The 16,797-nt window shown below is 37.5% G+C and carries 21 protein-coding genes and 1 pseudogene; 3 read left to right on the top strand and 19 right to left on the bottom strand.

What is annotated here, in order from left to right:
• Positions 1 to 29 precede the first annotated feature (29 nt).
• The 5 genes from LK416_08985 to LK416_09005 all read right to left on the bottom strand — a co-directional run bounded on the left by LK416_08985 (position 30) and on the right by LK416_09005 (position 3,847).
• Complete coding sequence (locus tag LK416_08985) at positions 30 to 374, bottom strand: hypothetical protein (protein ID UEA73813.1); 345 nt, start codon at positions 372 to 374, stop codon at positions 30 to 32.
• A 63-nt stretch (positions 375 to 437) separates the two neighbouring features.
• On the bottom strand, positions 438 to 1,172 hold the full coding sequence (locus LK416_08990; protein UEA73814.1) for a DUF6040 family protein: 735 nt from the start codon (positions 1,170 to 1,172) through the stop codon (positions 438 to 440).
• Complete coding sequence (locus LK416_08995) at positions 1,111 to 2,832, bottom strand: MobA/MobL family protein (protein UEA73815.1); 1,722 nt, start codon at positions 2,830 to 2,832, stop codon at positions 1,111 to 1,113. The genes LK416_08990 and LK416_08995 overlap by 62 nt, the downstream gene beginning before the upstream one ends.
• A gap of 329 nt (positions 2,833 to 3,161) precedes the next feature.
• Positions 3,162 to 3,476 carry a DUF3847 domain-containing protein gene (locus LK416_09000; GenBank protein UEA73816.1) on the bottom strand — a complete coding sequence of 105 codons (315 nt, stop codon included), beginning with the start codon at positions 3,474 to 3,476 and terminating at the stop codon, positions 3,162 to 3,164.
• A gap of 140 nt (positions 3,477 to 3,616) precedes the next feature.
• On the bottom strand, positions 3,617 to 3,847 hold the full coding sequence (locus LK416_09005; protein UEA73817.1) for a helix-turn-helix domain-containing protein: 231 nt from the start codon (positions 3,845 to 3,847) through the stop codon (positions 3,617 to 3,619).
• Positions 3,848 to 4,018: 171 nt separating this feature from the next.
• Between LK416_09005 and LK416_09010 the strand changes: the two genes are divergently transcribed.
• The 3 genes from LK416_09010 to LK416_09020 all read left to right on the top strand — a co-directional run bounded on the left by LK416_09010 (position 4,019) and on the right by LK416_09020 (position 6,729).
• On the top strand, positions 4,019 to 4,648 hold the full coding sequence (locus LK416_09010) for a helix-turn-helix domain-containing protein (GenBank protein UEA73818.1): 630 nt from the start codon (positions 4,019 to 4,021) through the stop codon (positions 4,646 to 4,648).
• A gap of 86 nt (positions 4,649 to 4,734) precedes the next feature.
• Positions 4,735 to 6,030 carry a site-specific integrase gene (locus LK416_09015; protein ID UEA73819.1) on the top strand — a complete coding sequence of 432 codons (1,296 nt, stop codon included), beginning with the start codon at positions 4,735 to 4,737 and terminating at the stop codon, positions 6,028 to 6,030.
• Positions 6,031 to 6,255: 225 nt separating this feature from the next.
• Positions 6,256 to 6,729, top strand: a complete 474-nt coding sequence (locus LK416_09020) for a GNAT family N-acetyltransferase (GenBank protein UEA73820.1) — start codon at positions 6,256 to 6,258, stop codon at positions 6,727 to 6,729.
• Between the two features lie 22 nt (positions 6,730 to 6,751).
• Here LK416_09020 and LK416_09025 read toward each other — a convergent pair whose 3' ends face one another.
• From LK416_09025 to LK416_09090, 14 genes and pseudogenes are all read right to left on the bottom strand, one after another.
• Positions 6,752 to 7,045: a hypothetical protein gene (locus LK416_09025; protein UEA73821.1), complete on the bottom strand. Its 294-nt coding sequence runs from the start codon at positions 7,043 to 7,045 to the stop codon at positions 6,752 to 6,754.
• A gap of 66 nt (positions 7,046 to 7,111) precedes the next feature.
• Positions 7,112 to 8,074, bottom strand: a complete 963-nt coding sequence (locus LK416_09030) for an alpha/beta fold hydrolase (GenBank protein UEA73822.1) — start codon at positions 8,072 to 8,074, stop codon at positions 7,112 to 7,114.
• Between the two features lie 77 nt (positions 8,075 to 8,151).
• On the bottom strand, positions 8,152 to 8,736 hold the full coding sequence (locus LK416_09035) for a hypothetical protein (protein UEA73823.1): 585 nt from the start codon (positions 8,734 to 8,736) through the stop codon (positions 8,152 to 8,154).
• 67 nt (positions 8,737 to 8,803) lie between these two features.
• Entirely contained in the window at positions 8,804 to 9,262 is a 459-nt protein-coding gene (locus tag LK416_09040) for a hypothetical protein (GenBank protein ID UEA73824.1), read from the bottom strand.
• Positions 9,263 to 9,326: 64 nt separating this feature from the next.
• Entirely contained in the window at positions 9,327 to 9,629 is a 303-nt protein-coding gene (locus tag LK416_09045) for a hypothetical protein (protein UEA73825.1), read from the bottom strand.
• 39 nt (positions 9,630 to 9,668) lie between these two features.
• On the bottom strand, positions 9,669 to 10,628 hold the full coding sequence (locus LK416_09050; GenBank protein UEA73826.1) for a hypothetical protein: 960 nt from the start codon (positions 10,626 to 10,628) through the stop codon (positions 9,669 to 9,671).
• Between the two features lie 235 nt (positions 10,629 to 10,863).
• Positions 10,864 to 11,298, bottom strand: a complete 435-nt coding sequence (locus LK416_09055; GenBank protein ID UEA73827.1) for an NUDIX domain-containing protein — start codon at positions 11,296 to 11,298, stop codon at positions 10,864 to 10,866.
• Positions 11,299 to 11,382: 84 nt separating this feature from the next.
• Positions 11,383 to 11,886: a cysteine hydrolase gene (locus LK416_09060; protein ID UEA73828.1), complete on the bottom strand. Its 504-nt coding sequence runs from the start codon at positions 11,884 to 11,886 to the stop codon at positions 11,383 to 11,385.
• 30 nt (positions 11,887 to 11,916) lie between these two features.
• A complete protein-coding gene (locus LK416_09065; GenBank protein UEA73829.1) occupies positions 11,917 to 12,393 on the bottom strand; it encodes a hypothetical protein in 477 nt (158 codons plus the stop codon).
• A gap of 70 nt (positions 12,394 to 12,463) precedes the next feature.
• Positions 12,464 to 12,811, bottom strand: coding sequence for a hypothetical protein (locus LK416_09070; protein ID UEA73830.1), 348 nt, complete (start codon positions 12,809 to 12,811; stop codon positions 12,464 to 12,466).
• A gap of 27 nt (positions 12,812 to 12,838) precedes the next feature.
• Entirely contained in the window at positions 12,839 to 13,258 is a 420-nt protein-coding gene (locus LK416_09075; protein ID UEA75899.1) for a CPBP family intramembrane metalloprotease, read from the bottom strand.
• Complete coding sequence (locus tag LK416_09080; GenBank protein ID UEA73831.1) at positions 13,218 to 13,571, bottom strand: tyrosine-type recombinase/integrase; 354 nt, start codon at positions 13,569 to 13,571, stop codon at positions 13,218 to 13,220. Before LK416_09080 ends, LK416_09075 begins: the two co-directional genes overlap by 41 nt.
• 264 nt (positions 13,572 to 13,835) lie before the next feature.
• Positions 13,836 to 15,965: a hypothetical protein gene (locus LK416_09085; protein ID UEA73832.1), complete on the bottom strand. Its 2,130-nt coding sequence runs from the start codon at positions 15,963 to 15,965 to the stop codon at positions 13,836 to 13,838.
• A 200-nt stretch (positions 15,966 to 16,165) separates the two neighbouring features.
• A pseudogene (locus LK416_09090) lies at positions 16,166 to 16,773 on the bottom strand (recombinase family protein).
• Positions 16,774 to 16,797: the final 24 nt, after the last annotated feature.

Here is a 16,797-nt window from a genome sequence, read left to right on the forward strand (position 1 = left end):
ACCACTCAGCCATTATCCCGAACCTTTGTTTAGTAGCTATTACCGTAGGTAATACTATTTCCTTTATGAGCAACCTCAATTTTAGACCAATTACCTTTACCAACATTTGAACCCGAAAAAGAACCATTTCCATTCTTGACATATGCGTAATGATCTTTAGTTGAATGATATGCGTGTGCATAATCTTCATTAATAGCAAGAGTATTATAACCATAAGTCAAAACACCTTTTCCGTCATCAGATGTAGTGCTCAATTCCCACTTTTTATCAAATGTCTTATTCCCGTTTGTAACAGAAAATGCCATTACTGGAATTGATGAAGAAATTAACATTGCACTAATAGCTACCCCTACAATCACTTTCTTTGCTCTCATAAGTTTTACTTCCTTTGATCTGCTGTATTTCTATTTATATTTTATCAAATATTTTGTATCAAGTCAATCAGTATCTTGACTTATATAGCGTCGAATTGTAAGATATATTCCTTGTAAAATTAACCAAAAGAACAACAGATTTATTGATAATGCTTTTTTAATTACTTCTCCAAAATAAATGATGACAGCCGCACTTGTCAGTATCATCAGTAGGGTAATAACATCCCAACAGTTTTTCTTATATAATTCTATAACCTTTATTTCTATCAGTATTGCCAGTATCCCTGTCCCTGCCACACATATTCCAACAACCAATATCATCAATAACCAATATATGATTCCGGCTATAATCTCATTTGGAATTTTTGTGCTGATTTGTGCCACAGATTGCCCGGCATCAATCGTCCAACCGATAAAAGTTTGTATGAATGATGCTGCATCATGGAAGAATGATTTGCAATCGGAAAGGAACACATCTGACTGTACTGCCTGAAAAAGAGTGGTTGTCAGCGAATACCATGCAAGAAGGAACAAGGTTGTTTGGAACATTACCGTTTTTGCTTTATATTGTCCTGCAAGTTGCTCTTTTTGTGTTTCGTATCTTGCTTTTGCATTCTGATAGGCTGTCCGGTCACAGGCTTCGCATTTTTTATAGAGTACCGGCTTTTCTACCGGTATCCCTACGATTTTCTGATGTGTCCGGGCATAATCCCGTTGTTGTGTTAAGCATCGTATTTTATCTTGACATTCCTCTATCGTGACGTTTGCGCTTCGCAGCTTCTCTTTCTCGCTCCGCAATGCTCTGTCTGCCAGCTTCAAGTCGTTCTTTAATGCTTGAATATTCCCGGCTCTGTTCTCTTTGTTTAATTTCTCGTTCAAGGTCAGAGATTCGTTGAGCTGCGTCTTCAGTTCCACGATAAGCTGGTCTTTCTGTTCCAACTCTTCTTGTATCTCCTCGGTCAAGAGCAGAAGTTCTTCCAACTGTTCGGCGTTCTTTAATTCTCTGGATTCGTTCATCTATATCACGTCCTTTCTCTACCTGCTGTTCCAGTTCAGCAATTCGGTGTTCTGTTTCAGTAATAAACTGTTTTCGCTGTTCAGCTTCTGTGCCAATATCTGCCATTGCTGATTTTCGTTTTCCAAAAGTTCTATCTTCGTTTTCTGTTCTTCCATCTTGGAAAGTAGTTCCTCGGTATTTGGCAAAATGTTGAGCAGCTCGGATAACTCGCTGTTTAATTTTTGCAATTTCTGATTCTGTTCCTGCATAAGAGAGAGTTGGGTGTCCCGGTTCTGCATTTCCAGAAGCATTTCTGCCATTAAGGTCTGCTGTTCTTCGATTTGCCCAATCATGGACTCCATTAAGGGTATAATTTCCCGGCTTTCTTCTAATGTCATTTAATCGCTCCTTCCATAATGATAATGCACCTGATACTTTCCCAAAGGTGTCCAGTATCTTTTGCAATAACGTGTTTTGTTGTTTTATGATTTGATTTTCCGCTACTTTCCACGAACCTTTTATTTCCTGCCCGGCAAGAAACTTTTGTTCAATCTTTCTTGCGTCAGCACCTTCATGGATGGTAGGAATCTGGAGTTTTCCCTGCTTTTCGTAAGAACGGTGATCGACCTGATTATGCAAAGGCAGATGTTCATTACACACCTTTGCCCACTCGCTCCGCCACAGTTCACAGTTTTTTGGATTGTTCCATCCCGTAGCATCGGTCAGTACCCGTTTCCATTGCAGGCGGTTTCTTGCACCAATCTTCTGGATTCCGTTTTCATCTAATACAGGGATACGGATTCCATGACGGTCAGGGTTTTTCTTATCCTGCCACCAGTTCGGATGGGATTCATCAATCACGATATTTCCGCTTTTATCTCTGACAAAATCCCAATCTTTGACTTCTTTCTTCCCCCAAGAATGATCCGGGTTAAAAGGGCGCATTGTCAGAAGCAGATGGACATGAGGATTGCCATCCCCTTTGTCGTGGATACTCCAATCAGCACACATTCCCTTATCCACAAATGTTTTTTTGATATAGTCGGCTGTATATTGAATCTGTTCCTGTCTGCTCCATTCTTTGGGGAGGGCAAATTCAAATGACCTGCCAAGTTGGGCATCTGCACTTTTTTCAATCTTCAATACCTCATTCCATAACCGTTGTTTCTGAAATGTGATTTTAAATTTTTCTAAAGCAGCTTCTTTATCTTCTGACCTTTTGTATCGGACAGATTTTTGAAAGCGTTTTATATTTTCTTCTGGTACTATCTGCCATTCAGGAGGTGCGTTTTCGCACATCATCAGACTGGTGTAGACCACTTCTTTTTTAGAAGTGTAATAACTGATTCGCCCGGTTTCCTCGTTTTTCATCACATCCCCATTGAGATATGCGGAAGCGGAGATAACAGATTTCCCTTTACTTCGTCCGACTATTTTGATTGTGTAATGAAAAATCGCCATGTCTGGATTCCCCCTTTCTGCACATCCGGCATAGATTTCCGGCAACATTGCTTTCAGTTTTAGAAAAAGCAGTATTGCCGGAACGCCCTCTGCGTAAGAGTGCCCTGCGCATAGCAGCCTGCATGGAATGCGCCCCTCTGGCGAAGAGTGCCTCCTGCGGCATGAGCAGGTCTGGCTGAAAGCCCCGCCGACGGAACGAGCCCGGCAAGCGTGAGCGAAGACCGGTTGCCACTTGTGGCAAACTTATTGGGACGACCTCTGGTTGTCCATAAGTGCGCCCTTCATGAAAAAGCAATGAAGGGAATGAAAAACTCATCCCCCCCCCGCCATTACACTTCCTCCATATCGGTATGTGTTTCTTTCTGCATTGCCTTTGAAAAAAATTTCCCATTGGCTTCCTGCTTTTTCAGAAAACCAATCAGCTTTGGGATGTCCTCTTCCTCGATAGGCGCACCGAGAACGGATTCCACCGCACCGCCAACCTGACAGAGCCTATGGGTTCGTTTTTTACTTTCTTCGGCTTTCTTTCGTTTCAGAAGTTCTTTCTTCTGTGCTGCATATCGTTTTGCTTTTTCAAGGCTTTCCTGTTCCTTCTTTTCCATTTCAAGCATTCGTTCTTCATAACTTTTTGTTGATTTTGCCATGATTACATTCCCCTTTCTTTTACAAACATAAGTTCTCGGTTGCGTATCAGAAGAAGCACATGGTATAATCTTCTTGCGTGTAGGTATATCATGGCTTCGGTCTGATAGAACCTTTGGCGGTTTCTTTGGAAGCCGCCTTTTTAATTTGCCGCAGTTCTTGTTACGGCTTTTACATTTCCTCTATCCCTCAAATCACGACCTTCATTCGCTTCCATAAACATTTCCAGAATATCGGTTTTAATCAGGACTTTGCGACCAACCTTTAATACTGGAAGTTTCTTCCATTCTACAAGCTGTCTTAAGGTGTTTCTGCCGATTCCCGTATAGTCAGCAGCTTCTTCGATGGATAATGCAATTTTTCTTTGCGTCATATAATCACCTCCTTATAAATTGCATTATGCAATTCTTGTGATGTAAGTATATCCTTTTCATATCTTTTTGTCAAGCGTTACGAAATATTAAAAATAATTTTTAAGTTGCATATTGCAATTACAGAAAAACAATGCTATAATTCATACATACCGAAAAAGGAGGCAGTCAGCATGAAAGATAAAGAACTACGCAAGCTGATAGGCAGCAGAGTAAAACAGCGCCGTCTGGAATTGAATCTGACACAGCCTTATGTCGCAGAAAAGATGGGTGTTACCGCTTCTACAATCCTGCGTTATGAGAATGGTTCGATTGACAATACGAAAAAAATGGTGCTGGAAGGTCTTTCGGAAGCACTCCATGTATCTGTGGAATGGCTCAAAGGGGAAACAGATGAATATGAAACCGACATTACGGATAAGAGAGAGTTACAGATTCGTGATGCGATGGGAGATATTCTGGAACAGTTACCGCTTGCCCTTACCAAAGAAGAAGATGCTTTTTCAAAAGATTTATTACTGCTGATGTTAAAACAATATGGTCTGTTTTTGGATTCCTTCCAGTTCGCCTGCAAAAACTTCAAGGGGAATGCTGGTCAGACGGATATTGCCAAAACAATAGGGTTTGAATCGAATGATGAATATAATGAGATTATGTTCTTAAGGGAAATCACTCCTACCATCAATGCTTTTAATGAGATGGCAGACGTTGTAAGGCTCTATTCCAAGAAACCAAAAACAGCAGAACAAAGGCTTGCAAATCTTTTATCAGAAGTCTTATACGAAGATTCCGAATCGGTATAGTAAGACAACCGGAGTTATGATATACTTACACGCACGAAGCATTTCATCAGTTCCGATTGTCTAATATCGAAAGGAGACATACGATTATGGCAAAAGGATCTGTAAGAAAAAAAGGAAAGAAATGGTACTACCGCTTCTATGTAGAGGACGCAAGCGGCAATCTTGTTCAGAAAGAATGCGTTGGAACAGAAAGCAAAAGTGAAACTGAAAAGCTGCTCCGTCAGGCAATGGATGATTATGAGAAAAAGAAATTTGTTGCCAAAGCGGAAAATCTCACAGTCGGACAACTTCTGGATGTGTGGGCAGAGGAGGAATTAAAAACAGGTACGCTCAGCAATGGTACTGTGGAGAATTACCTCGGAACAATCCGAAATATTAAGAAACATCCGCTGGCAGAACGGAAATTAAAAAATGTAACCTCTGAGCATTTGCAATCTTTCTTTGATTTGCTTTCCTTCGGGGGAGTTCATCCCGATGGAAAAGAGAGAAAGGGTTACAGCAAAGATTACATCCATTCTTTTTCCGCAGTCATGCAGCAGTCTTTCCGCTTTGCAGTATTTCCAAAACAGTATATTACGTTCAATCCCATGCAGTATATTAAACTGCGGTATCAGACGGATGAAGTGGATTTGTTTTCCGATGAGGATATGGACGGAAATGTCCAACCAATTTCACGAGAAGATTATGAAAGATTGCTTGCTTATCTGCAAAAAAAGAACCCAGCCGCAATACTTCCAATCCAGATAGCCTATTATGCCGGGCTTCGTATTGGAGAAGCCTGCGGTTTGGCATGGCAGGACGTAAATCTGGAAGAACAATGCCTTACCATAAGACGCAGCATCCGATATGATGGCTCAAAGCGCAAATATATCATCGGACCAACCAAGCGGAAAAAAGTAAGGGTTGTTGATTTTGGAGATACACTGGTAGAGATTTTCCGTAATGCCCGGAAAGAGCAGTTAAAAAATCGAATGCAGTACGGAGAACTTTATCACACGAACTACTACAAAGAGGTCAAAGAGAAAAACAGAGTGTACTACGAATATTATTGTTTAGACAGAACAGAGGAAGTCCCGACAGATTATAAAGAAATTTCTTTCGTCTGTTTAAGACCGGATGGTTGTTTGGAACTTCCAACTACTTTGGGGACTGTTTGCAGAAAGGTGGCAAAAACATTAGAGGGATTTGAAGGCTTTCATTTCCACCAGTTACGTCACACCTATACAAGCAACCTTTTAGCAAATGGAGCTGCCCCAAAAGATGTGCAGGAATTGTTGGGACACTCAGATGTCAGTACCACAATGAACGTCTATGCTCACTCCACAAGAGATGCGAAACGAAAATCAGTTCGGCTTCTTGATAAAGTGGTGGGCAATGACTAAAAAATTTCCCTTATTTCCCTTGTGATTATCTCATAAGGGCAAAAATAAGGGAAACTACATATCATTTCACTAATGGACAGGCGGGAAAGCCTATAAAATGGGGAAAGTTAGAGGAATAATTATATAAATTCTAGTTTTTGAAACTGAGAAATCGGAATTTAACGGAGGAATCATTATGTGTGGAATGACAACTGATTTATAAATAAAAATAAATCGGAGGTTTATATGAATTATTCAATAAGAGAATTAAAACAAGATGGAAATAAGGTATTAGATACTTTTTTGTACGAGGCGATTTTTATTCCCGAAGGAGTTTCTGCACCGCCCAAAGATATTATTAACCAACCAGATTTGCAAGTATATGTAAAAGACTTTGGTAAGAATAAGGGAGACTTATGTTTGGTTGCTCAAGTTGGGGATAAAATTGTTGGTGCCGTATGGGTTCGGATTATGAATGATTATGGTCATATAGATAATGAAACACCGTCTTTTGCAATTTCACTTCTTAAGGAGTATAGAAACTATGGTATCGGAACAGAATTAATGAAACAGATGCTAACAAAACTAAAATTAGAAGGATATAAACAAGCATCATTATCAGTTCAAAAGATGAATTATGCTGTCCGTATGTATAGGAAGATAGGATTTGAAATTATTGATGAAAATGATGAAGAATATATTATGATTTGTAAATTATAGACACTTGCAAATTCAAATTTGCTTATTTTAACCAAATCGGACCGACAATAAATATTCCCCAAAAGAGAACTGTAATAATGACTAAGGCTTCAGATACAGACCAGTAAATGATTTTATATTTTTTTACCGTAAGAGGATATATAAAATATATCAGTACAACTAATAGCTGTAAAATGATAAATAGTATTGTTTCCTCAACCGTTGCAGATATGAAAAAGTCAGCAGCGCCCTTTGCTACACCCTTACCTATAAGCCAGATATTGACTGCCAAAAAAGAAACGATTGAAAGAATTAGCTTTACACCAAATCTATTCATGTTATTCCCCTCCAAATTCCGATTTTCTTGATTCCACAAACTGAAAGTTTACTTTCCCTATTTCTATCATTTAGTAAAATTCAATAATTCTTGAACCTTTTCTCGATATTCTTGGTTATGATCTAACCATATTTCTGTATGTTCACTATCAGTTACCGTCCAAATCATTTTAATTTCTTCATTTTGTATTGAATCATATATTTCTTGTCCCATAAACTGTGGGGTTAATGTATCTGCTTCACTGTTTATTACCAAAACCGGAATTTCAATATCTGCAATTTTGTCACATACATTTGCATCATCATAACTAAATCCCAATTTCATTTTGTTGATAATGTTGCCACAGAATGTCATGTAAGATATAGGCAATCCAATATCCATCTTTCTCATTTCTTCTTCTACCATCCATTTCATATCACTAACCGGACAATCTAGAATCAGAAAATCCACTTTGTTTTCAACATCCTTATCTCCCATTGCTAATCCTGCAGTTGCTCCACCAAACGATGTACCCCATATTCCTATCACTTGCTCCGGTGCATGGCTATAGACATAATCAATGTAATCAATCAAATCATATTTTTCCCAGTATCCAAATGTAGTATATTGAGCTGTATTTTCGTTGCTACTTCTCTGGTCATAAGTCAATACATTATATCCTTTCTGTAAAAACATTTCTGCTAAAGGATAATTGGTATAACGATTTCCACCAAGACCATGCACTAAAATAACTGTTGGATTATTCTTATCTCCTTCTTCACCAAGAGCATATATGTAATCTGCCGGTATCATATGTTCATCAAAAGTTGAAGTGATTTCAACTTTTTCTATAGTATATGTACTGCAGAAAACATCATAATCCATATTATATCTTTCCCAAAAACTATCTTTCACTTTTGAAGTATCTTCACAAGTAACCAATTGAGTAGACCCCATGAAAACTTGCGTCCCTATAAAATAGGACATTCCCACAAACAAAAGTAAAATAACTATAACTATTATCAACAATATTTTTGTCCATTTCTTCATCGTTTTCTCCTAAAAATTCCGATTTTCTTGATTCTACAAACTTGAAATTATCAGTTAGATAAATGATAAAATTGTTCTTAACTTAAATCAAGAGTTGTATAGCCAAACTCGTTGATATGTCTTTGCAAATTATGAAAATCTATCATGTTTTTATTTTTCCGAAATAGTCCTTTTTTATTAAACAATATTTTAGTATGTGCGTATGTGCTATACAATTCGATATATGGCGGTTCGGCAGTGATATTTCTTTCTCCGATACAGTTTCCTCTACTGTTGGGATATTTCCGATTGAAATTTATAGTACATTCTTTGTATGTCAACCAATGCAAATCACTAAATTTTATTCCATGCTCATCAATAGAAACAATATTCTCGTAGGAGACTTCTTTAACCTCAAGATGGAAATAATGATGTTTTGATTTAAAATACTCGACAGCTGCATTGATATGTTCCAGAAAAAATGCGATTTGTTCCTCCGTCAAACTACATTCCCATGGATAGTTGTTAGCCATTCCTGTTTTCCCGTATTGATATGCTGCCATACTATATTTTATTTCCGGTTTTATCCATTTTACAATCAGAAAATCGTTTTCCTCAAGCAATATTTCAGCGTTTCCTGTTGAAAGAATTTGTGCTTTTATTGCCTCTGTTTCAGCTGTCATAAATAAAGTTCCTTTCCTAACAAATACCAATTTCTTAGTTTTAAAAACGCTTGATATCATTTTATATTCATTGTGAATCTTCTAAATACACTATACATCTGTTAACATCTTTTGGAGAATAAAAAACCGGAACTTTCTTCTTCATAAACAACTTTTTGTCACTTTGAAGCATATTCTCTAACTCTGGTTCTATTCCTTCTTCGTAATCTCCATAATGCCCGATCGTGAAGCGGCACTCATGTTCCATATTATCTTTTGTCTTAAATATAATATGAGCTTCGGTATAGGGCTGGTTAAAATCATTAACTAACGTTACATCTTCGATGATCCCCTCGACCAGATTCCATTTTATAATCACGGAAAATCGATTGACCAAATAGATGATAGGAATAATTGCAAAGAGAGCAGCTAAAAAAAGCCATCTGTTAAAAAGTCCGGCAATGATTCCGGGGATAGCCGTTATAAGCACCGCAATCATACACCTTTTACATGTTCTCTTTAATACTTTACTTTTGTATTTCCCCATTATCTTTCAGCTTTCCTTACAATTTCACCATCATGTCGGATTCATATTTTATAATCGTTGAAAATCAAAGTATTACAAACACTACTACCAAACATCCAACGAATCCCACGAACCACGGTATTATAAAAGATAGAAAATTTGCTTTATTTTTTCGAAGCAGAATCATTGCGGTTATCATTATGGCTAACCATGCGAACATAATAAAATATCCAAATGGTACAAAAAACATATCCTCTACATAATCTTTTGTGCCGGGAGAAGTTTCAGGAAAAGCAAGCACCCACCCCAGTAATGCTAAGTAACTACCAAGCGTTCCTTGCAGAAGCCCTAGTATTCCCAAGCATATTTTCTTGATTGCATTATTCATAATAAACACCTCCAAACAAAAAATAAACTACCGGACCAGTCAAAATTTAAAGAACCAGAAAAGCTTCCCGCCATATGGATTTTTCTTACTGAGCAACCGTGCTGAAACTGCATGGAATAATAAAAATGCACCGCTTATGAGAGTCATCACCAGTTCAAACTGTGATAAGACCGACATGGAATTATCACTATAGCCTATATAAACATTCTTACTGCCCAGAATACTGCAATTTCCCTCATACCAGAACACATCGGCACCATTGACCGGTGAATCCGCCTTAATCTGCAGCACCGTATAAGTTGGTCGAATACCTTTCCCATAACGTGATTTGTAATTTCTGACATCATTTCCGCTATGTACCTTAACATGATTGGAGCTCTGCCGAGAACTTTGATATGTTACAGTTCCTGTTGTATGATTCTTCGCGCAGGCATATCCGACCACCTGCGTCATACCCGCCACAAAGAAAATCAAAGCAACTACAAGTGCCAAAATCTCAGCCGTATAGAATGCATCCACCGATTTGCTCTTCGTTTCTATCTCCTCATCACGACTCCATGGTTTATTACGGAAATTGCGAATTGCTGATGGTAACAGGCAGATTGCGCCAACCAACCCCAGCAAGGATAAAATCAAACATATAAGTACCGGTGTCTTTGTTCCGATAACCAGATCTGCGTTCACTCCCTCTTCTGTCGATTCATCCATAAATGTGATGTTACCACTTACCAACACCTTTTCATCCTGTTTTAGATGCGACTTGCTTCCGGGATAATAATAGTGGAAGAATATCGTTCCTCCATTCTCTCTGGCTCCGTCTACCTTTAATACTGCATAGCCGCTTGTCCCATGCTTGTCCACACCCGCAACCGTTGCCGGCAATGCATTCGATGAAAGCAAAGAGAATCTCGGCACACAATAAATCGCAGTCACAGCAAACAAAACGACACACACAATGGCAATCACCATATTTGAAACATTCTTCCTATCATTTTTCATTCCGGTTTACTCCCTACATAACCTTTGAAATAAAATTTTCGTCAGTCCCCCGACTTTTTGTCTTATATATTCTTATATGTTTTATTTATTTTTATATATTTCTATATACTTTCATATATGTTATATATTTTTATATACTCAAACTTCGCACTTGAATAAGTTCCTATGCACCTAATCCCATAAACCACGGTATTATAAAAGATAAACTGAAAGTTTCCGTTGCTTATCTTGATTTTTATATAAAACCTCTTTTTTTTGCTTCTTCAATCAATATAGGTTGAATTAAAGGATATGTCCAATTATCAACTAACTTATCTGAAATCAATATTTTCTCAATCTCACAATGTAATTCCACAAATGAGCTAATGTCTGCAATAAATAACATTCCAAAAGTTTCATCATCAATATTTTCATTTACTCGTGTCTTTCCTTTAACAGAATACACACATATTGGTTCAATTTTAAAATCAATTGCCCCTGTTTCTTCTTGTAATTCTCTTTTGGCTGTTTCAAAAATACTTTCTCCAGGTTCTCTGTGACCGCCTGGCACTTCATAAGTCTCTCTTTCTTTGTGTTTACAGAATACCCACTTGTTGTCTGTTTTTGATATTATTACTGCAAACTTCAAAAGTTCATCTGCGACATTGTCATAAAATTTTACTTCTACCATTCTACCAATACCTCGTCAAATTCAAAGTTTCTGTTGCTTTCAATCTCTCCGCATGACTGAAAGTTTTGAGTGCCTTATATTTATCTAAATAATTTTTGCATCTGCTTCTCGAAGCTTTTTAAAATATTTTTCTTTATTCTTATTAAACATTGTTCCGATAGCTGATTCATTAAGTATTACACTATAGCCTTCTTTTATGGCCCCTAACGCAGTCAATGCTACGCACCCACCACCATCAACTCCTACGATTTCAACACATTTAATCTTATGTGCTTTTAAGAACTCATTAAGTTTAGGATTGCTAAATGCATTTCCCTCATATTTTATGAAAACATAATCAGATACAACATGAAGATTGCTAACTAGTTCCACTTCTTCAGTTCCTTCATAAGCCTTAAATGGTGCAAGCTTATTTATTAAATTTTTCTTCATGATATTTTTGATATAAACAACCACATTACTTTCATTTGCGTCAATAACTTCGTTTACAGTTTGAATCAGAATTTCATTATCATATTTAAAGTATGTAGCGTGATTTTTTCCAACACATACATTCTGCATATCAATTACCAACAATGCTTTTTTCACTTTCTTTCCCTCCGTCATCTTCAAATTCATCTAATACTTTGCATTTTTATATGAAATCAATATATGTGCAGGTGCAAATAATAGTGATGCCACAATCAATAATACAGACCTGCTCATAATTCCACTGAAGATGAAAATTACGGATGGAATAATAGATAATGTCAATGCTTTAAAAATCGTATTATTTCTAAAACAAATAATCCATATCACACAATAAAGTATAATTAAAACGACATTTGCTATTAAATATATCGCAAAAGCTTCATCAGACCACCAACCGAACCAGGTTCCAGGAATATTAACAACCATAAATCCGAAACACCCAAATCTTCCTATCTGTTCTACAACTTCAACACCTTTATTATTCCACTTATTTTCAAAACCATCTTTATACTTTAATGTAAAAATAATATTGGGTACCATGATTACTGCTATAAATACTGCCCCAAAAATGTTTATCCACTCCATCATGTTCTCACCTTCAAATTTCGATTTTCTTGATTCCACAAACTGGAAGTTTCCTTTGCTTTTATCTTTTGTATTATCTTATTTACAATAAATACTATAATAGATACAATCAAAAACCAATAGTATAATTGACAAAAATATCTCTATATGCCGAAGATGCTAATTCAGCAGTTAGTCCCCTAAACCATACATACAAAAAAGCCAATAAAATTGTTGGAACATACACCACAACTAATTTAATTGCAAAATTCTTTATATGTATATATCTAATTAGTGAGTATGCTAAAATCACAATTAAAGTAATAATTGCACGGTCTAATTCGTGCCAGTTTCCTGTTGGATCTTCATATATCCCTTTTGAAAGATAAGAAATACTATTTACTATTGTCGCAATTGTATATAAGCCACAATATATTAATAACGAATCCTTTAAACCTCTGTTCCATATGTTTTTCATGTATTGTTTCCTCCGTCAAATTGGAAGTTATGAATGAACGTTCTCTCGTTTTTTCTGAATCCAGATGCTAATTATCGTTGAGATTGCTGTCATTACAGCCAGTAACACATAATATAACGAATCTTGATTGATATCTACCACTCCCATCAATGTGTTTGTCCATCCATGTAGAATCATGCAGAACATGACAGCTCTGGTGGCATCATAAACCATAGATAACCAATAGCTAAGCGCCAGTCCTAAGACTGCAAACCAGATAAATGACATGCCCTGATGTGAATTGCCTTCTATGAACCAGAGTGAAATATGCCAAATGACCCATACAATTCCAACGATTAATGTTGCTAAAGGTGCAGAAACTTTCTTCTCCAGAATCGGCAACATAGTACCTCGCCAGCCAAGTTCTTCATTTCCACCGTACAGGAACGCAGCCTGTATAAATATGATGAATCTCTTTTATCTTTGCTTTCTGCTTTCTTTTCAGAACTCTGTGAAATGCCTTTTCTGTTTCATTGCTCATAGGGACTTTGCGGTTTCCGCTTGCTGTCTTAGGCTCGGCTATGTAATATCCGTCCTTGTCCTTTAAAAGCTGATGATTGACATGGATAGTATGCTTTTCAAAATCCAAGTCCTTTTTTGTCAGTCCGCAGAACTCTGATATTCGCAAGCCTGTTTTCAGCAGGATAAATATATCATCATAATATTTCTGATAGGTTCTGTCCTGTCTGATTGTCGAGCGACACATTGTAAATCGTTGCATATCGGCGATTTTATATTTGTTTTGCCTTTTGCTTTTTGTAATAGTCCCCCCCTGTTAGATAACGGGGGCTTAGAAAGCTCGCTTCGCTCGCATAACCGCCAAAGTGAACCAGGCACTCGCCAGCAGGCTGGCGTGGCGATTTGTCTTACAACCGCCACCGTGTCTGGATCACTCCGTCGGTTGCTGTTTGCGTCCTTAAAAATACGTTTCTAAAGCAGGGGATAAGAAAAGGACAGAAACCTTTGTCCCTGTCCTTATCCTTGCTTATCTGCTTCTTCTGCGTTTGAAGAACAATGCTGTCAGCATTCCTGCAAGGGAAATGACCGTTACCATACTCAACAGCAAAATATTTGTACTATCGCCTGTCTTAACTGCTGTATCTGGCTTTGTAGAAGTAGTAGGCTGTTCTTCGTTGGAAATCATAGAAATGACTGCTGTTTCTTTATAATCGCAACGTTCACAAACACGTTCTTTTTTGCCTGTTTCTGTGGTTGTTGCTTCCTTGATGACTTTCCATGCTCCCCACGTATGACCTAACTCATCTACTTCGTTTCCTCTGTAGCTATAGCCACAATTTCTGCAGTTATATGTCGTATATCCTTTCTCTGTGCAATTTGGTGGTGTAACGACTGCAACATAATCATGTTCGTTTACAGTAAACTGTAGCTCCGTTGTTGCTATTTGAGCATTAGCTGCTGTTACAGTAAGCGTTGCCCGATATATACCTGTTGCTAAACTGTCTTTTGGTGCTACTGCTACTTTTAGAGTATCGTTTAGCTGGATGGTTGTAGTACCATCACCACTCAACTCGAACTTATCCTTATCTGTACCCGTGATAGATATATCTACATTCTCTAAATCAACATTTCCGCTATTTGTAATCGTAAATTCCTTTGCGGTAATTGGTTGATATCCTACGCAAGTTCCTGTAAATGTTCCGTCACCACTTAAAAGCATGCTGTAAACTTTCTTTGTTGCAGGTGGCAGTGTGATATTCACATCACTTATCGGCGTACCTGAAATGGTAAAACCATTTTTAGTCATTTTTGTCACTGTCAATCCGTTCAAGCCTTGGATTCTGTCCTCATAACCATCCGGAAGAAAATATCCGTCAACAGCTTCTACTATAATATCTGTAATTGCCTTGTTTGGAACAACTTCCTGCACACCATTATTCGATGTGATATTCAATCCCGCACCCGCAACAATATTCACAGCAGTTTCTTGTTCTTTCTCTGCCAAAGCCGCATATGTGATTCTATTTGCTGTATCTGTTGTTTCCAGCCATATCTTGCAATTCGCAAAATTATCTAAATTCATACCACTTGCAGAAACTTCTGTTTCATTCGTAATTTGTTTCGCATACGCACCATTGCTGTTTTGCGCAACCAGATATGTACCATTTGGAACATCTGTTAAGATAACCTTGCTACCATCATAAGAAATTACGGCTGAACCTAGGTTCTTGCTATACTTACCGGCGTCATAGCGTAATGTAAACGCTCCATCTCCATCCGTATCCTGCAATGTTAAATTACCTGTAGATGTTGCTGACGGAACAGCCGATGCAAAAAGAATCGTTGATGAATTCAGTTCAAAAGCAGGTCTTATTTTTTCTACATTGCTTGTTTGAGCTCCATTAAAAGCAGGATAATTCTTAGAAGGCCACGCAGTCAAAACATCATTTCCATCATTCGGATCATCATTACTAACAAATGGTGAACGAATCCAAAATAATTCAAGAACAGATTCTCCCCAATAACTTGGATCAATACGAAGACCGTCATTCAAATCATTTGCGCTGTTCTTTCCCACAGTAATGTGATTATAATCTTCTTGGTCTCCATAAGCCAAATATAGCTTGTCCGTCGTGGAATAGACGCTGTTGTTTTTCGTATCATCCGTATAAATCGTTGTTTCATTTATCAGTGCCTGTTCTGAACTTGTAAAAAAAGAAGCTTCCATCTCTTTTAAGGTAACATTCCTTATATAGCTCGCACCGTAGTGATTCGGGAAAACTTCTGCTGGTTCTCTATCAGGATAGGTACAGTTCCACTTATCATCATATGTTTTATTGTCCATATAATTTGATTCAAATTGTACATCATCTCTCATAGAACTTGCAGAAAAAAACGTTATGCTATCATTACTTTGACTTCCTGCAATCCACCACTGTTGATTGTTATTTCCGAAATAGACTTTTGCAGGATTTTTCACTCCGTCATTATCATTTGTATCATAGTTTTTTAATTCTTCAACAGTTGAAAACTGCTCTTTCGTTGGCGATTGATTTTCCTCTGCATGAACGCTGGTACTAAACGTCGGAAACATAGTCAATACCATTGCACTTACCAGCAAAAATGAATAAGGCTTTTTCAAATATCTTTGTTTCATATTTACTTTCTGCTCCTTTCCTTGATTTTTCTCAAAAGGTACACCTGTTAATAGCCACTATATCATTATCTAGTATAGCTGAAAACGCCTGTTTTTTCAATAAACAAATCATTTAGAACAGCTTTGAAGATGTTATTTTTGCTAATATTGCCAGATTATATTTTTTGCAAAAGGTGTACTTTGTGATAGTTCAGAATAGACTACCTTTGCTGTAATAAGCGGTATTCACTTAATTTCCGATAGAATGTAGCTTCGCTCATTTTACATACGTTCAAGACTTCCGACAGAGGAAGCCTTTTCTTTTCCCATTCACGGACAAGCTCTCCAAAGTTCTCTGGAAGCATGATTTCTGGTCTGCCGAATTTTACGCCCTGTGCCTTTGCCACAGCTATGCCCTGTGCCTGCCTTTTTCTGATGTTCTCACGCTCATTTTGTGCCACGAAAGATAGTATCTGTAATACAAGGTCAGCGATGAATGTACCCATTAAATCTTTCCCGTTCCTTGTGTCCAGTAAGGGCATATCTATGACACATATATCAATCCTTTTTCTTTCGTCAGTATTCGCCATTGTTCCTGTATCTCAAGATAGTTCCTGCCTAGACGGTCAATACTTAGGATATAGAGCAAATCACCTTTTTTTAGCTTTCTGACGAGCTTTTTATATTGCTGACGCTCAAAACTTTTTCCAGACTGCTTGTCTATGTAGATATTTTTAGGAAGCACGTTTCTTTTTGAGAGTTCGACAATCTGCCGTTCTTCATTCTGGTCTATACTTGACACTCGTACATATCCATAAATCTCTGCCATTTATTATCAATCCTCCTTTGCTAT

Source organism: Lachnospiraceae bacterium GAM79 (genome assembly GCA_020735665.1).
In the GTDB taxonomy this organism is placed as follows: Bacteria; Bacillota; Clostridia; order Lachnospirales; family Lachnospiraceae; genus Coprococcus.